Here is a 19,073-nt window from a genome sequence, read left to right as displayed (position 1 = left end):
AAACGGCTCAAAAGACGTAAAAGTCTCAACGCCTATTGCCGAGTGCATGTCAGTGGCTTCACCTGACATTGAATGCGCGGTGCGGAGCAGACAATATTGCCCTCTGTGACCGTACAAACCGAGCACCCGTCCGTGAAATCGATGCAGGATGGATTGTCTCTTACGAACTCCGTCATGCTTGCAGCGTTTTCTGACGCGTTGTCATCTGCCATTGCAGCCAGATGTGGGAATGCAAAGACCGGCAGCCAGGCGAAAACAACAAAAATGAAACCTCGTACAAGAAGCGTAGTGATGGGTAGCTTCCCGGACATTTTTGATGGCTCCTCCGGCTGAAGAATTGCAACCTTCATTGTCCCTCAGCATTGAAGGACAACATATGGCACTTTGGTGGCGTCTGTCTGGATGATGCGGCGATCCTGTGGGGCGAGATGAATAAACCTTGTATCGCGCCCAAAAAAATCGTCTTTTCCTGCTTAACGTTCACACTATAAGAACCACGGCAATATTAATTGCTCGAAAAAATCTGAAGGGATGATCTCCATGATGGATGATTTTATCGGCACCTATGGAAACAATCTCATCGTCGCTGTTGTCGGTGTGGGTGTGGCGCTGCTTGTTCTGGCGATCGCCCTGTGGCTTTTGCGCAGGCGCAGCGGCTCGGCCCCCTTTATCCGCGGTGGACGCAATCGGCAGCCGCGCCTGCAGGTTCTCGATGCGACGGCTGTGGATGCGCGCCGCCGTCTCGTGCTGGTGCGTCGCGACAATGTCGAACATCTGGTGATGATCGGCGGCCCGACTGACATCGTCATCGAAAGCGGTATCGGCGCAATCCCGATCGTCAGGGATGTTCAGGAGCCGGAATTAAAGGCGCTGCCACGCCAGGAAAACGAACAGAAAAGAGCCGAGCCGTCGATCCCGCAGGAACGCCGCCCCGCCTTGCCTCAACAGCAGCCTGTGTCGGCTGTTGCACCCGCTTCCGTAACGGAAGAACCCATAAGGCAGGCGCAACGGCCTGAACAGCCTGCCCCGGCGCCTCGCCCCGCGCCTGCCGCGGCATCGCCCACGCCCCCGCCGCCGCGCCCCTTGGCCTCGCCGCAACCGGTTCCCGCAACACCTTCAGTTGCACGTGAGCCTGCGCCGCCGGTAAGGCAGGCCGTGCCCGAGAGGGAGATCGCCCGCCCCGTGCCGCCGCCGGTCTCCGTGGCCGCACCGGCAGCCGCCGTTTTGCCAATTGCCGCCGCCTCGCTGGATATGGCCGCAGAACGAACCGAACAGCGAAAAGCTGAGCCTTTCGTGCCTGCCCCGGCCCCGGTTGCACCGCCTGTTGTCGCGCAGGCGAAGGCGCCAGAGGAGCGTCCGACGGTGCTTGCGCCGCCGGTTTTTGCCGCTCGGGAACCTGCTATCGACCAATCGACCGCCGCTGATTTTCTCGACGCTGCGCGAGAGCGCGTTCTTCCCGGGCTGAAACCGGGAGAGAATACGCCACCGGCGCCCTTCCCGCCCAAGCCTGAAAACCCAGCCGTCACCGCCTCTGACGCCGAGCCCAAATTTTCCGATGACCTTGCCAGCGATTTCGAAAGCTTTCTCGAGGCGGAGATCGCCAAGAGCAAGGATGCGGAGAAAGAACCGGAAATTGCAGTCGCCCCGGAACAGCAGCCGAAGACCCAGCCCGTCTCGCCGCCGGTTACCGGCACCACTCCGGATGGTGACATGCAGAAGGAAATGGCGCGTATCTTTGGCGAGCTTTCAGTCACTCGCGACCGCTGACACTCTCGGCAGATGTGATTTCAACGCAGAAAAAAGGGCACGGAAGCAATTCCGTGCCCTTACTCATTCGCATCCCATTGGCTGACCGGTTCACCGTGGCGACCGGACAACGCTCCGTCCTATTCGTCGCGATAGACTTTTTCGCGACGCTCGTGACGTTCCTGTGCCTCGATGGAAAGGGTCGCTATCGGGCGGGCGTCAAGACGCTTGAGGCCGATAGGCTCACCCGTTTCCTCACAGTAACCGTAGGTGCCGTCTTCGATCCGCTGAAGGGCCGCGTCGATCTTTGAGATCAGCTTGCGCTGGCGGTCCCGGGCGCGAAGTTCGATCGCCCTGTCTGTTTCTGAAGAAGCCCGGTCGGCGAGATCGGGGTGGTTGGCGCTTTCTTCAGCGAGATGTCCGAGGGTCTCGCGCGCTTCTCTAAGGATGTCGTTTTTCCAGGCGACCAGCTTCGCGCGGAAGTAGGCACGCTGGCTGGCATTCATGAACTCGTCGTCTTCCGAGAGTACATATTTGCTAAGATCGATCTTCTCACTCAACGCGATTCTCCTCGAAGAACATCTCAATGCGGCGGTGTATACTCCAATGATATAGGCCGGTTCAAGTCTACAGATCAGTTTTCAGGCATTTTTAAAACTGACATAAAAATCATCTAAATGACTAATTTTTATCCTTTATTGGCGTGGAAGCGATCTCTTCTTCGATCACTTAGACGCGACTTGCTAACAGGAAAGAGGACTTGCGGTCCCGTGAGCCTATCCTGTAGCATTCGGACCGTGCCTCCAGAGTTTCGAACGCCGGTCCCCGCCCTTGACAGATTCTCCCCTGAAGCGAGTTTATCTTCTGCGCCACGCCAAAGCCGCCTGGGCGGCACCGGGAGAGCGCGATTTCGACCGGGGATTGAACGAGGCGGGTTTCGCCGAGGCGGAGATTATCGCCGACCTTTCCGCCGACCGGCACTACCGTCCAGACGTGCTCCTGTCCTCCACGGCCGCTCGCTGCCGGCAGACCACGCAAGCCTGGCAGCGGGCCTTCAACGAGGGCATCGACATCGCCTATATCGATGAGATGTACAATGCGCGCAGCGAAACCTATCTCTCCCTCATCGCCGCGCAAACGGATGTGCAGTCCGTGATGCTGGTCGGGCACAATCCCACGATGGAGGCGACGCTCGAGGCGATGATCGGCGAGGATCTGCTGCACGCCGCCCTGCCTTCCGGTTTTCCCACATCGGGGCTTGCCGTGCTCGATCATGACGATAGCGCCGGCAATGGCAAGAATCGCTGGCGACTCGTCGATTTCCTCTCACCGGGCAAATAGCAGCTGCTGCGAACGACTGGCGGGCTTAAAGGGATGTCGTGGAAAATCCGCCGGCTCGCTTCTTTTTTGGGCAGCCGCGCCATCCTATATTGCAGCCGTGACCGTGAAACACAGCAGGGAAACTGCCATTGCCGCCTTCTCTTACGTCCCTGACGGACAGTGCGCTCATCGCGTTCGACAATCTGGCCGATCGTGCGAGCACCCTCACCAACCCGACATTGCGGCTTGGCGTTACCGGCCTTTCGCGGGCGGGCAAGACGGTTTTCATTTCCTCCCTCGTCCATAATCTTCTGAACGGCGGCCGCCTGCCGCTGTTTGAAGCGATGCGGTCGGGGCGCGTTTCGAATGTGCGGCTGGAGCCGCAGCCGGACGACGCCATTCCCCGTTTTCAATATGAAGATCATATTCAGGCGCTGGTGCGCGACAGGCTCTGGCCTGATTCGACGCGGGCGATCTCGGAGCTGCGCATCACGCTGGATTACCAGAGCGCCAGCGGCTGGGGCCGTTGGTTTTCCGCCGGCAAGCTTTCCATCGATATCGTCGACTATCCCGGCGAATGGCTGCTCGACCTGCCGCTCCTGTCGCAGGACTACAAGGGTTTCAGCGACAGTACAGTGGCGCTGGCGCAAAACGGCGTCCGTGCGGAGCTCGCGCAGGAATGGCTGGCAATCGCCTCCTCGCTCGACATCAACGGGCCGGCCGACGAGATGACGGCGCGCCGTCTCGCCGAAAGTTTTGCCGCCTATCTGAAGGCCTGCAAGTCCGACGAAAGATCGCTCTCCACGCTGCCGCCGGGCCGCCTGCTGATGCCGGGAGACCTGGAAGGATCGCCGGCGCTGACTTTCGCACCCCTGCCCGGCCTGACGGATGAGAAAGCACCGAAGGGCTCGCTGCGCGCCATGATGGAGCGGCGCTACGACGCCTATAAGTCTATAGTCGTCAAACCCTTCTTCCGCGAGCATTTCGCCCGTCTCGACCGGCAGATCGTGCTGATTGACACGCTCCAGGCGGTCAATCGCGGTCCGGAGGCGGTACAGGATCTGGAACGGGCGCTGGGGGATGTTCTCGCCTGTTTCCGCCCCGGCACCAACAGCCTGCTGTCTTCACTGCTTGGCAGGCGCATCGACAAGGTGCTGATTGCCGCCACCAAGGCCGACCATCTGCATCACGAGAGCCATGACCGGCTGGAGCGGTTGACCCGCCGGCTGGTGGACCGCGCCATCACTACAATCGGCATGAACGGCGCCGGCATCGAGGTCATGGCGCTGGCTTCCGTGCGCGCCACGCGGGAAGCGACCGTGCGGCAGGATGGTCACGACCTTCCGGTCATCGTTGGCACGCCAATGGCCGGTGAGACAATTAATGGCGAGACCTTCGACGGCAACCGCAAGACGGCGATCTTTCCCGGCGACCTGCCGGAGGATCCCGAGCCGCTTTTTCGCAGCATCGACAGGGATGGCGACAAGGCGACGCTTCCCGACGTCAATGTCGTGCGTTTCCGCCCGCCCAATATCGACGAATCGGGCAGCGGTGGCATCAGGCTTTCCGTTCCCCACATAAGGCTCGACCGCGCCATGCAGTTCCTGTTTGGAGACAAGCTCGCATGAAGGCTCCCACACCAAACGATCCGCAGGCACGCCGCCCGGCGGCTTTCACGCTCGAAACGGAAGAGACGGCACGCCCGTCCGTTGCGCAGAAACGTGCGCCACGCAGCTTCGACACCGAGATTTCACTGACGCCAGACGAGGATGACCCCTTTCTGGCACCGGAGGAGATCGATGCCGCCGCCCTGCCGGTGGCGACGCCGAAAAAGAGCCGCTTTTCCTTCGGCAAGCTTGCTCTCGGGGCAATCGGCGTTCTGTTTTCGCTCGCCTTCGGCCTTTGGGCGGATCAGCTTATCCGCAATCTTTTCTCCCGCTCCGACTGGCTGGGTTACACGGCAAGCATCGCCCTCCTCGTTGCGCTTTTTGCGGTCCTCGTTCTCGTCGGACGGGAGGTCTTCGGCATTATGCGGCTGAACGCCGTGCAATCCCTGAAGGCGGATGCCGAGACGGCGAGCCTGGACAAGAGCCCCAAGCCCGCGCGCGCCATCATCACCCGCCTCAATGCGGTCCTGTCCCACCGCGCCGAGACCGCAAAAGGGCGCGCTGCGCTGAAGGATACCGAAAGCGATGTGATCGACGGTCCGCATCTGATCGATCTTGCCGAACGCGAATTGCTGGTGCCGCTCGACCGACAGGCGCGCGCGCTGATCCTCAACTCCTCCAAACGCGTCTCCGTCGTCACCGCGGTCAGCCCGCGCGCGGTGGTCGATCTCGCCTATGTGCTGTTCGAGGTAACAAGGCTGGTGCGCGCCATGGCGGAACTATACGGCGGCCGTCCTGGTACGCTCGGCATGCTAAGGCTGTTACGGGACGTGGTCGCCCATCTCGCCGTCACGGGTTCGATCGCCGTCGGTGACGGGCTTGCGCAGCAGGTTCTCGGCCATGGTCTTGCCTCTAAACTCTCCGCCCGTCTGGGCGAAGGCGTCATCAATGGCCTGATGACGGCGCGAATCGGCATAGCAGCGATGGATCTTTGCCGTCCGCTGCCGTTCAGGGCGGTGAAGCGACCCGGAATAGGCGACTTCATGTCCGACCTGACGCCCGATCTGGGTGGCGGAAAAACCGGTGGAAAAGCCTGATCCAAAGGGCATATGCGGATCAAAAGGTTACGGATGAAGCCGCAAATCAGGTCGAAATAAACCAAGCATTAACCATTCCGCCGGTAGATTGCAGCCTATCGAACAGGCTTCTTCGCCGGGGAAAGTATCATGTATTCGCGCTTCTTTTCGCTTGTGGGCGGACTTGCCGCCATATTGTCCGTCAGCGCCGGCTTCGGCATGTCTGACGTCCATGCCGCATCGCGCGATCGCGACGACGTATTTTTCCGCTCCGTTGCCGGAAGCTGGAAAGGCCCGGGCGAAATCGTCGCCGGCAAATACAAAGGCACCAAATTCACCTGCGACCTGACGGGCGAACCGCTCGACGACAAGCAGACCGGCATCAAGCTCGGCGGAACCTGCCGCGTCGGCGTTTTCAGCCAGCCCATGTCCGCGGTCATCAGCCAGAAGGGCAACTCTTACGAGGGTAAGTTCCTCGATGGCGCCACCGGCAAGGGTCTCGACATCACCTCCGGACAGGTCAGCGGCGACAAGGTCGTCGTCGGCATCAACCGCGCCAAGCTCAACGGTGCGATGGTCGCCCGCGTCTCAAGCGACAATTCGATGAACATCACCATTTCGGTCAAGGTCGCAGACCAGATGATCCCGGTGATCGGCGTGACGCTGGCACGCGACATCGACCAGATGGCCGTCGGCTCGATCAAGCCGTAAGAGCAACTGCCCCTTACCCATCACCGAGCGGGAGCGTCCACCACTCCCGTTTTTCGTTTGCGCGGACTATTCCTGTCTTGTCCGCCTGCCGCAGCCATTCCCGCACGGGCTTGTCCTTGACCTCGAGATCGGGCGCGATATCGGCGAGCGGCATCAGCACGAAAGCACGTTCCGTCATGCGCGGATGTGGCACTTCGATGCTTTCCGTAACGATAGTTTCATCGCCATAGGTCAGCACATCGATATCGATGGTGCGAGGACCCCAGCGTTCCGTCCTCACCCGCTTCATGCCCCTTTCGATGTCGAGGCATAATTGCAGCAGCGCCGGTGCTGAAAGCGAGGTTTCGACCAGCGCACAGCAATTGAAGAAATCCGCCTGGTCCGTCTTGCCCCAGGGCGGCGTGCGGTAAAGCCCGGAGACGGCCAGCACGCGGCAGTCGCCATGTGCATCCAGTTCACCAAGGGCTCTCGCCATAGCGACAGCGGGATCGCCGATATTGCCGCCCAGGCCCAATGCGGCGATCGTCATTCTGTCAGGCACGGTGTTCAACGCTCACCTGTGCATAATCCAGAATGCCAGGAACGGGCGCGGAGGGTTTGCGCACCGTTATCCGCAACCAGACGATTTGCGGATAACGCTCGCGCAGAGCCTTGCAAATGTCATTGGCCAGAGCTTCGATCAGATAACGGCGCTGGCCGACGACGATTTTCTCGATGACGGCGAAGGCCACGCCGTAATCGACGGTATTTTCGATATCGTCGGTTTCCAGAGCGTCACCCGCTTCGACCTCCATCTCGGCATCGACGAAAAAGCGCTGGCCCAGCACCTCCTCCTGCTCGAGAAGGCCATGACGGGCGAAAAAAGAACAGTTTTTCAGAATGATGGTGTAGCGGCTCATCGCATCGCCTCCATGGCGGGGGTGTTTTGCCGGGACGCCGCGCTTTTCCGGCGTATGGCGTTCCGGTACTGTTGATCTAGGCATCGGCCTTTGCCGAGGCTTTGGCAAGAACCGCATCGGCGATTGCCAGCGCATCGCGTGTCGCGGCGACATTGTGCACCCGAAAAATCGAAGCACCCGCCAGTCTGAGGATCGCCGTTGTCGCTGCTGTTCCGATATCGCGTTCCGGGGCCGCATCCCTGCCCGTCAGCGACCCGATGAAACGCTTGCGCGACGTGCCAGCGAGAACCGGGAGGCCGAAAGCCGCCAATTCGCCAAAGCGCGCCATCAGCGCAACATTTTCCCCCTCGTCCTTGGCGAAACCGAAACCGGGATCTAGGATGACGGCGTCACGGGCAATACCCGCGTCGCCGGCGATTTCCAGTGAGCGATTGAGGAATTCGAACTGGTCCTCGATAACGTCGGCAAGCTTCTGCCTGTCGCGGCCGGTATGCATGATGCAGACGCCCGCACGCGCGGCAGCGATCACGCCCGCCATCTCCGCATCCTTCTGCAGGCCGAAGACATCGTTGACGATATGTGCGCCCGCTTCGATCGCGCGCCTTGCGGTCGATGCGCGGTAGGTGTCGACGGAAATCAGAACATCCGTCTCGCGGCGAAGCTTCTCGATGACGGGCAGCACCCGGTCCTGCTCCTCGCCTTCCGTTACGTTCACCGCGCCGGGACGGGTGGATTCGCCGCCGATATCGATAATATCCGCACCCTCTTCCACACAGGTCAGCGCATGGGAAAAGGCCGCATCGAGGGCGAGATAACGGCCGCCGTCGGAAAAGGAATCGGGTGTCGCGTTGACGATGGCCATAATACGGCCACGCCCATCAAGTTTCAGGGAGCGACCATGGGCCGCTTGCCACACATTGCTGCCGGCTGTTATCACGTAACACGCGCCTTTCGGGAATAACGGAGTGTTATGCCAATTCTTATAAGTTCCGCTCCGCCTATGCAGCAAACGTTTTTCAAGTTCAACCGGAAGGCCGGGTCATGACCAAATCATCACGTGCTCTTTGCGCCGCTGTCGCGGCCGCATTGGCCCTTTCCCTGCCCGGATCGGCCTTTTCCGAAACCATTGTGCGCAAGACCTATTCGTATTTTTCGATCAGCGGCAAAACCGCAGCCGACCTCGATCAGCAGCTTTCGAAACACGGTCCGCTCACCCGCAATACCGGCGCGCGGCATCCCGGTGCGACGGAAATCAAATTCGGCGGCGAACTCACCTATGTCGAGAAGAACGGGCTTTGCAGCGTGGGAACGGCGAAAGTGGTTCTGAACACCCGCATCCTTTTGCCGCAATGGAAAAATCGCCGCCGCACCACGGCGGAGCTGGCCTTCATCTGGGACACGCTGCTTGCCGATATCAAGCGCCACGAGGAACGCCACGCGGAAATCGCCCGCACCCATGCCCGCACGCTCGAAAGACAGTTGACGGCGCTTCGCCCGCAGAAAAACTGCGAGACGCTGCAGGAAATGGTCGGCAAGATCACCCAGACGGTGATGGATGAGCACGACAGGGACCAGATGCGCTTTGATGTGGTGGAATCGAAAAATTTCGATGCCCGCATGACGCGGCTTTTGAAAAACCGGCTCGAACAGGGCCAGAATCGCCGCTGATCCGCCTCTCGTCCTCCCCTATCCAAACCCACCGGACGCAACGGACATGACGTAACGTCATGTCCGATCTCACCCGTGAATTCTCGTCATGGTGCGGTCGCCGAGACTCATTGTAGCTTGCTCATACGGTTTGGAACGGTCGCTGCCCGCAGCGGGTCGGGCGTTTTAACCGTCTCCGGTTCTCCCGGTGCGCACTTGAGGGCTCGCAGGTGTTTCCTCCCTCGCCTGCATGCTGCGTACCCGCCTCGCCCCGCTCCCCGCTACCAGGTGAGCGGGGCTTTTTCTGCGTCAGGCAATGACGAGGGTTTTCAGCCCTGGCGCTCGGGAACGTGAACGACAAGACCGTCAAACTCGTCGCTCATCTTGATCTGACAGGAAAGACGCGAGGTCGGGCGCACATCGAAGGCGAAATCCAGCATGTCCTCTTCCATCGGTTCGGGCCCGCCGACGCGCTCCGCCCATGCATCGTCCACATAGACATGACAGGTCGCGCACGCACAGGCGCCGCCGCATTCCGCATCGATGCCGGGAATGGAGTTGCGCACGGCATTCTCCATGACGGTGGAACCGTTGCTCACGTCGAGTTCATGGGGCGTGCCGTCAAAGGCAACGATGGTCAGTTTTGTCATGCCGGAAATCCAAAATGTGATCTAAGAACTGTTCTAAACACATAGAAAGGCCGGTTCGGCTTGGCAACCCGCTTCAAGGGCGCCAGGCGCAACCGGCCTCACAAAACCGCAAAATTGATCGACCCCGCCTCAACGGCAGAGCTTGAGGATGAAGTTTTCCGCTTCCACGATGGCTGCTGCGAGCTTTGCGACCGCCGCGCTGTCCGTGCCAGCATCCTCCACAGATGCGGCGGCTGTGGCCACGGCGGAGGCACCGACAGCCTGTGCTGCCCCCTTCAGACGGTGGGCAGTCGCCCTGACAGTCTTGTCGTCTGCATCGGCGATTTCATGCAGGGCGGCGCGGGCATTGCGGCTGAACAGTTGCAGCACCTCGATTTCCAGATCCTTATCGCCCATGGTCTGGCGGGCGAGATAATCGAAATCGATCGGCTTCTTCGTGGCGAGCGGCGCGCCGCCGCAATTATCCGGAGCTTCGAAAGCAATACTGACCGCTGCCATGGCTGAAATTCCTTGTCTCGCCGTTTCCTGTTTCGTGTCACATCTGTGTCGTATTTACGCATTGAAGCCGGTGCTATCGGCTTAAATTACGGCGTGACGCAGGCGAAAATCTTCTGCTATGGTTAATTTATGTTAAACTTATGCGAAACAAGGCGTTCAGCGTGAAACTCAGGTTTAAAAACTGTTAAAAAGCCGACACTTCGCCGCTGCCGTAAATCCGCATTAATTGTTTCGAACACCTAAATGTGTCACTACGGTACTGCCGCTCCTGCGAGGCTTGAGCTCAAGCTTTGTTATTGCGGCACAGTGATGTAATTTCGCCCGAAAGCTGGACCACCAGCAATTCGGGATTTGGTAATGGCGGAATTGTTCTCTCCTGAGGGATAATGTTCCGCTGGCATGATGGCGGCAGTCCGCTTGCTGAATGCAAGTGGTCAACGGCATGAAGCCGGGCGTATGTGTAACGAGGCGTAACCGCATGGCGAACAACAAGATCAGCGACTCTGTCGACGAGACTGCATTTCAGGCGTTGGAAGACGCCTTGCAGCTCGGTGCTTTCGAAGAAAAGCCGGAATCGCGGAAAACGACAGCGCCAAAGCAGCCGGAGGCCAGATTGAAGGAAGCCAGCAGACAGACCCCTGCTCCGGACGCCGCACGCGCGCCTGCCGAACAGGCACCGAAATCGCCCAATCTGGAAGCGGCAAATGACGGCTCCAAGCGCAGCCCGGCCATGATCCTGAAATCGCTCGAAGGCGGCTCGATCGGCGGCGCGCTCAGAAACGCGACGATCATGTCGGTGATCTGGGCGCTCGGCGGCCTCGGCATCGCGCATCTGCTTTATGGCAATGCGCTGTGGAACATCGGTTCGCTTGCCGACCTCACCGCAATTCCCGGCCTGATGGCCATCATCGTCGGCATCATCGTGCCGGTCATGCTGTTCTTCGCCTTCGCGATCATGATGGCGCGCGCCCGCGACCTGCGCAACGCCGCCCGCTCCATGGCTGAAGTCGCCCTTCGCCTTGCGGAGCCGGAAACCGTTGCGTCCGACCGGATCATGTCCGTCGGCCAGGCGGTTCGCCGCGAAGTCTCGGCGATGAATGACGGGATCGAGCGCACGATTGCGCGGGCGACGGAACTCGAAACGCTGGTCCATTCGGAAGTCAATGCACTTGAGCGCAGTTACGCCGACAATGAATTGCGCGTCCGCAGCCTCGTGCAGGAACTGACGGCAGAACGCGACGCCATCGTCAACCATGCAGAGCGCATCCGCTCGTCCATTATCGGCGCGCAGGAACAGATCAAGGAAGAGCTTTCCATCGTCGGCGAAGAGCTTTCGATGCGGCTTGCCACCAGCGGTGAGGCCTTCGCCTCGATGATCGACACGCGCTCGGCGGCGCTGCTCGAAAAATCACGCGCCTCCACCGAAGCAATGGGCAGCCTGATTGCCGCCAAGACAGAAAACCTGCTGCAGGCGCTGAATACATCAGGCTCGACCCTGTCGAACGAATTCGACATGCGTCTGCATAACCTCACCTCGACGATAGATGAGCGCGGCGAAGTTCTGCTAGAACGCTTCGCCATCCATGCTTCGACGCTCGACAGCGGTGCGGAAAGCCTCAACAGCGCGCTGGAGGAACGTACCCGCCAGCTCAACGAGACGCTGTCCACCCGCACGCTGGAACTCAACCGCAATATCGATCGCGGCCAGCAGATCATCGGTGGTTCTCTGGATACCGTCCTCGACAAGCTCTCCACGACGCTTGAAGAAAAGGGTCTCTCCTTCCGCCAGAGCCTGCAGAGCACGGCTGACGATGCGATCATGGATCTCGATCTTCGCTCCGGCCTCTATGAGGAACGGCTGCAGGCAACGGTTGGCCAGGTCAATTCCGCCTTTGACGAGCATGTCGCAGATTTCGCCAGCGCCTTCGACCAGCGCGCAGGCAGCCTCGACAGCAAGCTGATGGAAAGCCTTGCCCGGATCAACGAAACCGTTGCCGGCGGTTCCGAAGCCCTCGACACCATGCTGACCAGCGGTCTTGAGCGCATCGGCACTACCATGACAGATCAGTCGCTTGCCCTTGCAACCGCACTGGGCACGGGCCAGGAAATGCTCGAAAGCGCGCTTGAAACCCGCACCCGCGAGTTCAGCGACGCGATCAGCCAGCGCACCACCGACATCACCAACGCCTTTGCCTATTCGCACGAGAAGATCGACGGCGTACTGGCGGAGCGCAGCAACGCCCTGTTCGGCGCGCTTTCGGCCAGCCAGGACCGTTTCGATGAGGCGCTTGCAAGCCGTTCGCTTGCCATTACCGGCTCGGTCTCCGGCACGGCCGAACGTCTTGCCGCGATGCTTGATGAACGCGCAGCCGCGATCAACAATGTCGTCGCCGATGTCGAGCGCCGTCTTTCGGAAACCCTCGAAACCCGGGCTGCCGCCATCACCGGTGCCGTTTCCGGCATCGAGGACCGCATTTCCGACACGCTGGAAAGCCGCACGGCTGCCCTTCATGACGTTGTATCAGGCGCCGAAAACCGCATCGCCGAAACGCTCGATGGCCGTACGGCCGCTCTTTCCAGCGCAATTTCCGGCGTAGAGGAACGCATCGCCGACACGATGGACAGCCGCACGCTGTCGCTGGACATGACCTTCGCCAATGTCGAGGAAAGACTTTCCGAGACGCTGGACAACCGCACCTCCGCGCTGACCGGCATTGTCGCCAGTGCTGAAGAGAAGATCGCGGGCGCGCTCGACAGCCGCACCGCCACCTTCGGCGACGTCGTCGCCGGTGCCGAGACCCGTATCGCAGAAACGCTGGATGGCCGTACGGCAGCGCTCAACGCCGTGGTTTCCGGTGCGGAAGAACGCATCGCAGATGCGCTCGACAGCCGCACCATGGCGCTCGACATGGCGTTTTCCGGTGCCGAGGAAAAAATCACCGAAGCGCTCGACACCCGCACGGCCGCCCTTGGCGAGTTGGTGGCCGGTGCCGAGACCCGCATTGCCGGTGCACTCGACAGCCGCACGGATGCCCTCAAGAACGTCGTTTCCGGTGCGGAAGAGCGGATCACGGATGTGCTCGACAGCCGCACCATGGCGCTCGACATGAGCTTCTCCGGTGTTGAAGAAAAGATCGCCGATATTCTCGATGGCCGCACCGCCGCAATTCATACGGCTGTTTCCGGGGTCGAGGATCGTATTGCCGGCGCATTAGACAGCCGTACAGCTGCCCTCTCAGGGATCGTCTCCGGCGCGGAAGAACGTATCGCGGATGCGCTCGACAGCCGCACCATGGCGCTCGACATGACGATTTCGGGTGTCGAGGAGCGGATCGCCGAGGCCATGGATGCCAGAACCGCCTCGCTTTCGCTGGCAGCGGCCGGCGTAGGCCAGCGACTGGAATCGACTGCCTTCACGCTCGAAAACGCACTTGCCAGCGGCCACGAGCGGCTGGAGACCATGCTCGGTTCGCAGGCTGAACGCATTGCCGGCTCGCTCGAGCGCAATAGCGGCCTGATCGAGCAGAGCGTCTCGGGTGCGGCCAACCGCATTGAAAGCGTCGTGGAAGACGGCAGCAGCCGTTTTGCGCAGACGGTGGAAGAAGGCGTTTCCCGCCTCGAAAGCAATCTCTCGCAGTCGCATGAGGATATCCGCACCGCGCTCGACCAGCGTCAGGCGGATCTCGCCGCAACCTTGAGTTCGGCAACCACCCAGATGGGTGACATGCTTTCCGAGCAGGCGATGATGATCGGCACCACGGTCGCATCGAGCGCCAGCATGCTCGAACTCTCGCTTGAGACCCAGCAGGAAACCTTGCAGAAGGCGATTGACGGCAGTGCGGCGACGCTGGAAGAGCGTCTTCGCAACAGCGCCGGCGATATCGCCGTCAAGATCGGCGAAGCTGCCCGAGAAATCGGCGGCGCGACCGATGCGCTCTCCTCGCGGATCGAAACCTCGATTGGAAGCGTCACAGGCAGGCTCGACGAGACCGGCGCACGCATCGAGACCTCGCTCGGTACGCTGCAGGAGCGCGTTTCGAGCGATCTCGGCAACGTCAACACCTCGATCGAAGATGCCGGCCGTCGCTTTGCCGATGCGCTGGAAGACAAGACTGCCGCCTTTGCCCGCACCAGCGATGACGCGGCTCAGCGCATCACCGGCATTCTGGACGAGCAGGCGATACGCGTCAGCGACACCTTCGAAAGCCGCACCAACCGTCTGGCGGAAACCTTCGATGCCGGCACGGCCCGCATCGATGAGCGCCTCGGCACCATGGACCGCGCGCTGACGATCGGTCTCGAAAACGTCAACCGCACCATTGAAGGCAAGGCGAGCGATCTCGCCGTCAGCCTGCGTGGCGCGGTCATCTCCGCCACCCAGAGCATCGGCGAAGAGGCTACCCGTTCCACGTCCCTTCTCGCCAAGTCCGGCTCGGAATTCGCAGAGCAGGTGCAGGCGCAGAACGAGGCCTTCACCAAGGCCATCGAAGAGCGGTCCGGCGAGATCGTCAACCGCATTTCGGATGCGCAGACGCGCCTTTCCGGCCAGGCCGCCGCTGTCGCCCAGACCTTCTCCGAGGCCGGCAACATCATCGTCAACAAGGTCGCCGAGGCTGAAGCGGTCGTGCGGTCGCAGGTCGGCGTCATTTCCGAGACACTGACCGGCGTCGAATCGGCCCTCGACGCACGCGGCGAATCCATCCGCTCGGCGCTGGACAACCGCACCCGCGAGCTCAACTCGATGCTGGCCAGCCGTTCCGCGGAACTGTCTCGCCTCATCGAAGAGAAGGCAAAGCCGGTGGTCGATGAATACGCCACCATCGGTCGCGAGGCCGCCGAAAAGATCGTTTCCGCCGCCCAGCAGAGCGCCGAACTCCTGTCGCAGAGCAACAGCGGCATGGTCGGTATGGTGGAACAGGCGATCAGCGATTACGCCAATGCCGGCACGGATGCGGCAAGCAAGCTTGTCGCGGCCACCCGCCAGAGCACCGACATGCTGTCGCAGACCCATACCGCCATGGCTGATGCCGTCGAGCAGGGTATCGACAAATACGCCCGTGCGGGCAGCGATGCGGCCAACAAGCTCGTTGCCGCCACCCGCCAGAGCACCGACATGCTGTCGCAGACCCATAGCAGCATGGCCGAAATCGTCGAACAGTCGGCAACCAACTTCAACTCCGCTGTCGAGCGCGCCGCACAGGAATTCGGCACGGCCGACGAAGCGCTGAACGCATCGGCGACCCGCTTCTCCGATAGCGCCTCGCAGGCCGCCGACATGGTGTCCAGCTCCAGCCGTCTGCTCGAAGGAAAGATCGACCGTCTGTCGAATATTTCCGGCCAGACACTGGCGCAGGTTGCCGGTATCGTCGGACGGTTCGAGGAACATTCGAAGGTGCTGAGTCAGGCATCCGAACTGCTCAACGCGGCACAGTCGAGCCTCGTCGGCACGCTGGAAGAACGTCAGGACGCGCTTCGCAGCCTGTCCGTCGGTCTCGTCAAGCGCTCCGAGGAAATCGAAAGCGCCATGCGCAACGTCGTCGGCGTTGTGGAAACCACGCTCAACGACGCCGAGGAACGCTCTCAGAACGTTGCCGGCAATCTGCGCGACAATCTGCAGGCATCCTTCACCGATATCGGCCGTTCGCTCGATGAGACCGAACAGCGCGCCCGCTCGGCGGCACAGACCATGCGGGGGGCCCTGCTCGCCGCCGGTCAGGATGCCAGCCGCTCGATCGAAAGCACGCTGTCCGATGCGCAGAAATATTCCGACGAACTCGTCAACCGCCTGCGTGGCGGCGTCGAATCCTCGCTTTCGGAAGTAGACAATCTTCTTGGCAGCGCCTCGGAAAAATCCAACGCCGCCGCCGCGAACCTCAAGGAGACGCTGCGTCAGGCCGTAGAGGAAGCTGTCAGCCGCTTCGCCGGTGCAACGGACGAAATTCGCCGCTCCAGCCACGACATCCGCCGCGAGCTGGATGCAACCCGCGCCGAACTGAAGCGCGGCGCATTCGACCTGCCGGAAGAGGCAAAGGAAAGCGCTGCCGCCATGCGCCGCGCCGTTTCCGAGCAGATCAAGGCCCTGCAGGATATTTCCCAGCTTGTCGGTCGTTCGACCCACCAGATGGAAGTCTCCGAACCCGTTGCCCGCGCCATCGCAGCGACCCAGCCAGCCGCCGAGCGCCGCGTCGAGACGCGTCCGCAGCCGGCAGCAGCCGCTCCGGTACAGCAGCGCCCGGCGCAGCCGCAGACTGCCACCGCACCGGCTTTGCGCGGTACGCTGCCGCTTGAGAACCGCCAGGTCGAAAACCGTCAGGCACCTGCCCCGTCGCAGACGGCAACAGCGCCTGCCGGACGTCGCGAAGAAGGCGGCGGCTGGATCAGCGATCTGCTGCGCGGCGCGTCACAGGAAACGCCAGCAGCGTCCACACCGCGCGCCAACACTGAGCAGCAGCCGACCCGTGCGGCCGACACCCGCAATCCGCGCCACATGGTCGAATCGCTGAACTCGCTGTCCGTCGACATTGCCCGCGCCATCGACCACGATGCGTCGGTTGAGCTGTGGCGCCGCTATCAGCGCGGCGAACGCGATGTCTTCACCCGTCGCCTCTACACGCTGAAGGGCCAGACGACCTTCGACGAGATCAAGCGCAAATACGAACGGGAAGCCGAATTCCGCACCGCCGTGGACCGCTACATCACCGATTTCGAAAAGCTGCTCGCCGATGTGGCGCGCACCGACCGCGACCGGAGTGTTACCCAGTCCTACCTCACCTCCGATACCGGCAAGGTCTATACGATGCTTGCCCACGCGGCGGGTCGGTTCAACTGATCTCTGGCGCGAGTAGAAACAATAAAACCCCGGTCACGACCGGGGTTTTTCATTTTGGCTGACAGGCGGATTTAGACTGGAATTCAGCCGGTTGCTAAATCAAAGCTCGAACGTGCCCGAAGCAACACGCACCGCGTGGCCGCCGATGCGGGCGCGGGCGATTTCGCCATCCTTGATGTCCATGCGCAGGTGGATGTGAGAAGGCCGCTCCATCTCAACGCCCTGCTCTACCAGGATAGGGTAGTGCCCATCGGTCAGGCCGTCGAAATGATGGATCGCGCCGGAAAGGGCGGCGACGGCAGAGCCGGTTGCGGGGTCTTCCGAAATCCCCATATCCGGTGAGAACATGCGGGCATGGAACTTTGCCGCATGATTGACGCCGCCGCGACAGTAGATGTAGGCCGCCGCCAGGCGTCCCTCCACCAGCGGCGCGGTGCGCAGCCACAGATTGGCATCGAAATCCATGTCCCTGATGGCGGCGATATTGTGCAACGGCACGAACAGGAACGGCACGCCGGCCGTCCAGATTGACGGCACATGATTTTCAAAGCCGAGATGGCCTTCGCTCACACCCAGCGCATCGGCAAGCGCGGTATGATCGAGCGGCAGGTCGACGCGCGAGGATTTGCGCGGCAGGTCGAATTCGGCGAAGCTGACCGCGCCGGCGCGCATCTTGACCGCGCAGCGCACCGGGCCCACCTGCTCCTCCAGCACGCAGACCATGTCGATATCGTCATCGCCCTCGCCGCGGTTACGCTCGGCGATAGCGACCGCAGCACCGACGGTGGGATGGCCGGCGAAAGGCAATTCACCTGAAGGCGTGAATATGCGTACCGACGCTGCGTGGGCGGGATTGCCCGAACGATTGACGAAAACGGTCTCGGAAAGATTCATTTCCCGCGCGATCGCCTGCATTGTCGCCTTGTCGAGATCATCCGCGTCATACATGACCGCCAGCGGGTTTCCCGCCATTTTGGTCTCGGTAAAGACATCGTAGATATTGTAGTTCAGCACCACACACGTCTCCTGCCATCAGTCATTCCGCCTGCCTTGCGCAAACTGCCTTACGCCGCCCCGCATCGCAACCCTTGTCCGAAGCCATAAACCAAGAAGCTGTGGACCGGCTTCCTGTAAAGGCGAACGCCTGCCTGACCGAAAGGCCTTGTGGCCAGCCGCCGTCTTCATGTACCAAGGACGGGTCTTGTGGCTTGCAAGCGACCGTGCTCCTGCCGGTTTGGAGATTACGAGCCACTTCAACAGGTTACAGCATCTGTCACAGGCCGGTTGCGGTTTGCGTCGTTGTCGAGGGAAGCGGATGTCGCATTCTACCTATTCACTATCCTTCGTTGCATCCGCCTCCGAGGAGGCACAGATGGCGATGGAGGAGCTGAAAACGGCTTACGGCAACGCGCCTTTCGAGGAAGCGGAGGTGATCGTCGCGCTGGGTGGCGACGGCTTCATGCTGCAGATCCTCAACGAGACGATGAATTCCGGCAGACGCGTCTACGGCATGAACCGGGGCTCGGTCGGTTTCTTGATGAATGACTACCGCGTGGAAGGCCTGCGCGAGCGCATCGCGGTGGCGACAGGCAATGATTTTCATCCGCTGCGCATGACGACGACGGATTCCGATGGCGACGAATTTACGGCACTCGCCATGAATGAAGTGAGCCTCTTCCGGCAGTCACATCAGGCCGCCAAGCTTCGTGTCGAGGTGGATGGCAAGGTTCGGCTGGAAGAGTTGATCTGCGACGGCATGATGGTGGCGACGCCTGCGGGGTCGACAGCCTATAATTTCTCCGCCCAAGGGCCGATCCTGCCGCTCGAATCACCGCTTCTGGCGCTTACCCCCGTCAGCGCGTTCCGGCCAAGGCGCTGGCGCGGCGCTCTATTGCCGAACAAGGTGACGGTCGACATTCATGTTCTGGAGCGTGACAAGCGCCCGGTGAACGCCGTGGCCGACCATACGGAGGTGAAATCCGTGCGCCATGTGCGGATTGCGCAATCGCAGGACAGGACGGCCAGAATTCTCTCGGATCCGGACCGTTCATGGTCCGACCGGGTTCTCGCCGAACAATTCAACAATTGAC

15 protein-coding genes are annotated in these 19,073 nt (G+C 61.1%); 8 read left to right on the top strand and 7 right to left on the bottom strand.

Annotated features, from left to right (window positions below; translation table 11 throughout):
- The first annotated feature begins 531 nt into the window (after window positions 1–531).
- A complete protein-coding gene (locus JZY08_RS05465) occupies window positions 532–1,767 on the top strand; it encodes a flagellar biosynthetic protein FliO (RefSeq protein ID WP_216331258.1) in 1,236 nt (411 codons plus the stop codon).
- Between the two features lie 119 nt (window positions 1,768–1,886).
- Here JZY08_RS05465 and dksA read toward each other — a convergent pair whose 3' ends face one another.
- A complete protein-coding gene (gene dksA / locus JZY08_RS05460) occupies window positions 1,887–2,306 on the bottom strand; it encodes an RNA polymerase-binding protein DksA (RefSeq protein ID WP_003496274.1) in 420 nt (139 codons plus the stop codon).
- Window positions 2,307–2,610: 304 nt separating this feature from the next.
- Between dksA and JZY08_RS05455 the strand changes: the two genes are divergently transcribed.
- The 4 genes from JZY08_RS05455 (at window position 2,611) to JZY08_RS05440 (ending at window position 6,460) form a co-directional block, all read left to right on the top strand.
- Window positions 2,611–3,087 carry a histidine phosphatase family protein gene (locus JZY08_RS05455; RefSeq protein WP_051032443.1) on the top strand — a complete coding sequence of 159 codons (477 nt, stop codon included), beginning with the start codon at window positions 2,611–2,613 and terminating at the stop codon, window positions 3,085–3,087.
- Between the two features lie 128 nt (window positions 3,088–3,215).
- Complete coding sequence (locus JZY08_RS05450) at window positions 3,216–4,694, top strand: YcjX family protein (protein ID WP_216331257.1); 1,479 nt, start codon at window positions 3,216–3,218, stop codon at window positions 4,692–4,694.
- Window positions 4,691–5,770 carry a YcjF family protein gene (locus tag JZY08_RS05445; RefSeq protein WP_137037502.1) on the top strand — a complete coding sequence of 360 codons (1,080 nt, stop codon included), beginning with the start codon at window positions 4,691–4,693 and terminating at the stop codon, window positions 5,768–5,770. The genes JZY08_RS05450 and JZY08_RS05445 overlap by 4 nt, the downstream gene beginning before the upstream one ends.
- 129 nt (window positions 5,771–5,899) lie before the next feature.
- On the top strand, window positions 5,900–6,460 hold the full coding sequence (locus JZY08_RS05440; protein ID WP_003496282.1) for a hypothetical protein: 561 nt from the start codon (window positions 5,900–5,902) through the stop codon (window positions 6,458–6,460).
- 13 nt (window positions 6,461–6,473) lie between these two features.
- Here JZY08_RS05440 and folK read toward each other — a convergent pair whose 3' ends face one another.
- From folK to folP, 3 genes are all read right to left on the bottom strand, one after another.
- Window positions 6,474–6,989, bottom strand: coding sequence for a 2-amino-4-hydroxy-6-hydroxymethyldihydropteridine diphosphokinase (folK, locus tag JZY08_RS05435; protein WP_175414389.1), 516 nt, complete (start codon window positions 6,987–6,989; stop codon window positions 6,474–6,476).
- Between the two features lie 4 nt (window positions 6,990–6,993).
- Window positions 6,994–7,359: a dihydroneopterin aldolase gene (gene folB / locus JZY08_RS05430; RefSeq protein ID WP_003496285.1), complete on the bottom strand. Its 366-nt coding sequence runs from the start codon at window positions 7,357–7,359 to the stop codon at window positions 6,994–6,996.
- Between the two features lie 76 nt (window positions 7,360–7,435).
- Window positions 7,436–8,221, bottom strand: a complete 786-nt coding sequence (folP, locus tag JZY08_RS05425) for a dihydropteroate synthase (protein ID WP_216331256.1) — start codon at window positions 8,219–8,221, stop codon at window positions 7,436–7,438.
- 179 nt (window positions 8,222–8,400) lie between these two features.
- Between folP and JZY08_RS05420 the strand changes: the two genes are divergently transcribed.
- Window positions 8,401–9,027, top strand: coding sequence for a DUF922 domain-containing Zn-dependent protease (locus JZY08_RS05420; protein WP_003496290.1), 627 nt, complete (start codon window positions 8,401–8,403; stop codon window positions 9,025–9,027).
- Window positions 9,028–9,335: 308 nt separating this feature from the next.
- Here JZY08_RS05420 and JZY08_RS05415 read toward each other — a convergent pair whose 3' ends face one another.
- Together JZY08_RS05415 and JZY08_RS05410 are read right to left on the bottom strand one after the other, a co-directional pair.
- Window positions 9,336–9,656: a 2Fe-2S iron-sulfur cluster-binding protein gene (locus tag JZY08_RS05415; RefSeq protein WP_003496292.1), complete on the bottom strand. Its 321-nt coding sequence runs from the start codon at window positions 9,654–9,656 to the stop codon at window positions 9,336–9,338.
- Window positions 9,657–9,785: 129 nt separating this feature from the next.
- On the bottom strand, window positions 9,786–10,154 hold the full coding sequence (locus JZY08_RS05410) for an Hpt domain-containing protein (RefSeq protein ID WP_216331255.1): 369 nt from the start codon (window positions 10,152–10,154) through the stop codon (window positions 9,786–9,788).
- Window positions 10,155–10,632: 478 nt separating this feature from the next.
- Between JZY08_RS05410 and JZY08_RS05405 the strand changes: the two genes are divergently transcribed.
- Entirely contained in the window at window positions 10,633–16,983 is a 6,351-nt protein-coding gene (locus JZY08_RS05405; RefSeq protein ID WP_216331254.1) for a hypothetical protein, read from the top strand.
- 99 nt (window positions 16,984–17,082) lie between these two features.
- Here JZY08_RS05405 and JZY08_RS05400 read toward each other — a convergent pair whose 3' ends face one another.
- On the bottom strand, window positions 17,083–18,000 hold the full coding sequence (locus JZY08_RS05400; RefSeq protein ID WP_035217553.1) for a PhzF family phenazine biosynthesis protein: 918 nt from the start codon (window positions 17,998–18,000) through the stop codon (window positions 17,083–17,085).
- Window positions 18,001–18,298: 298 nt separating this feature from the next.
- Between JZY08_RS05400 and JZY08_RS05395 the strand changes: the two genes are divergently transcribed.
- The gene (locus JZY08_RS05395; protein ID WP_216331253.1) at window positions 18,299–19,072 is read left to right on the top strand and encodes an NAD kinase; all 774 of its coding nucleotides are present in this window, start codon (window positions 18,299–18,301) and stop codon (window positions 19,070–19,072) included.
- Window position 19,073: the final 1 nt, after the last annotated feature.

Source organism: Rhizobium sp. X9, from assembly GCF_018873185.1.
Taxonomy (GTDB): domain Bacteria; phylum Pseudomonadota; class Alphaproteobacteria; order Rhizobiales; family Rhizobiaceae; genus Agrobacterium; species Agrobacterium oryzihabitans.
Note: the sequence above shows the minus strand (reverse complement) of the source record. Positions and strands in the feature narration are given on the sequence as shown.

Coding starts and splice junctions, on each gene's coding strand:
- JZY08_RS05465 (WP_216331258.1), top strand. CDS start 532: ATGATCTCCATGATGGATGATTTTATCGGCACCTATGGAAACAATCTC.
- JZY08_RS05445 (WP_137037502.1), top strand. CDS start 4,691: ATGAAGGCTCCCACACCAAACGATCCGCAGGCACGCCGCCCGGCGGCT.
- JZY08_RS05440 (WP_003496282.1), top strand. CDS start 5,900: ATGTATTCGCGCTTCTTTTCGCTTGTGGGCGGACTTGCCGCCATATTG.
- folK (WP_175414389.1), bottom strand. CDS start 6,989: ATGACGATCGCCGCATTGGGCCTGGGCGGCAATATCGGCGATCCCGCT.
- folB (WP_003496285.1), bottom strand. CDS start 7,359: ATGAGCCGCTACACCATCATTCTGAAAAACTGTTCTTTTTTCGCCCGT.
- folP (WP_216331256.1), bottom strand. CDS start 8,221: ATGGCCATCGTCAACGCGACACCCGATTCCTTTTCCGACGGCGGCCGT.
- JZY08_RS05420 (WP_003496290.1), top strand. CDS start 8,401: ATGACCAAATCATCACGTGCTCTTTGCGCCGCTGTCGCGGCCGCATTG.
- JZY08_RS05415 (WP_003496292.1), bottom strand. CDS start 9,656: ATGACAAAACTGACCATCGTTGCCTTTGACGGCACGCCCCATGAACTC.
- JZY08_RS05410 (WP_216331255.1), bottom strand. CDS start 10,154: ATGGCAGCGGTCAGTATTGCTTTCGAAGCTCCGGATAATTGCGGCGGC.
- JZY08_RS05405 (WP_216331254.1), top strand. CDS start 10,633: ATGGCGAACAACAAGATCAGCGACTCTGTCGACGAGACTGCATTTCAG.
- JZY08_RS05395 (WP_216331253.1), top strand. CDS start 18,299: ATGTCGCATTCTACCTATTCACTATCCTTCGTTGCATCCGCCTCCGAG.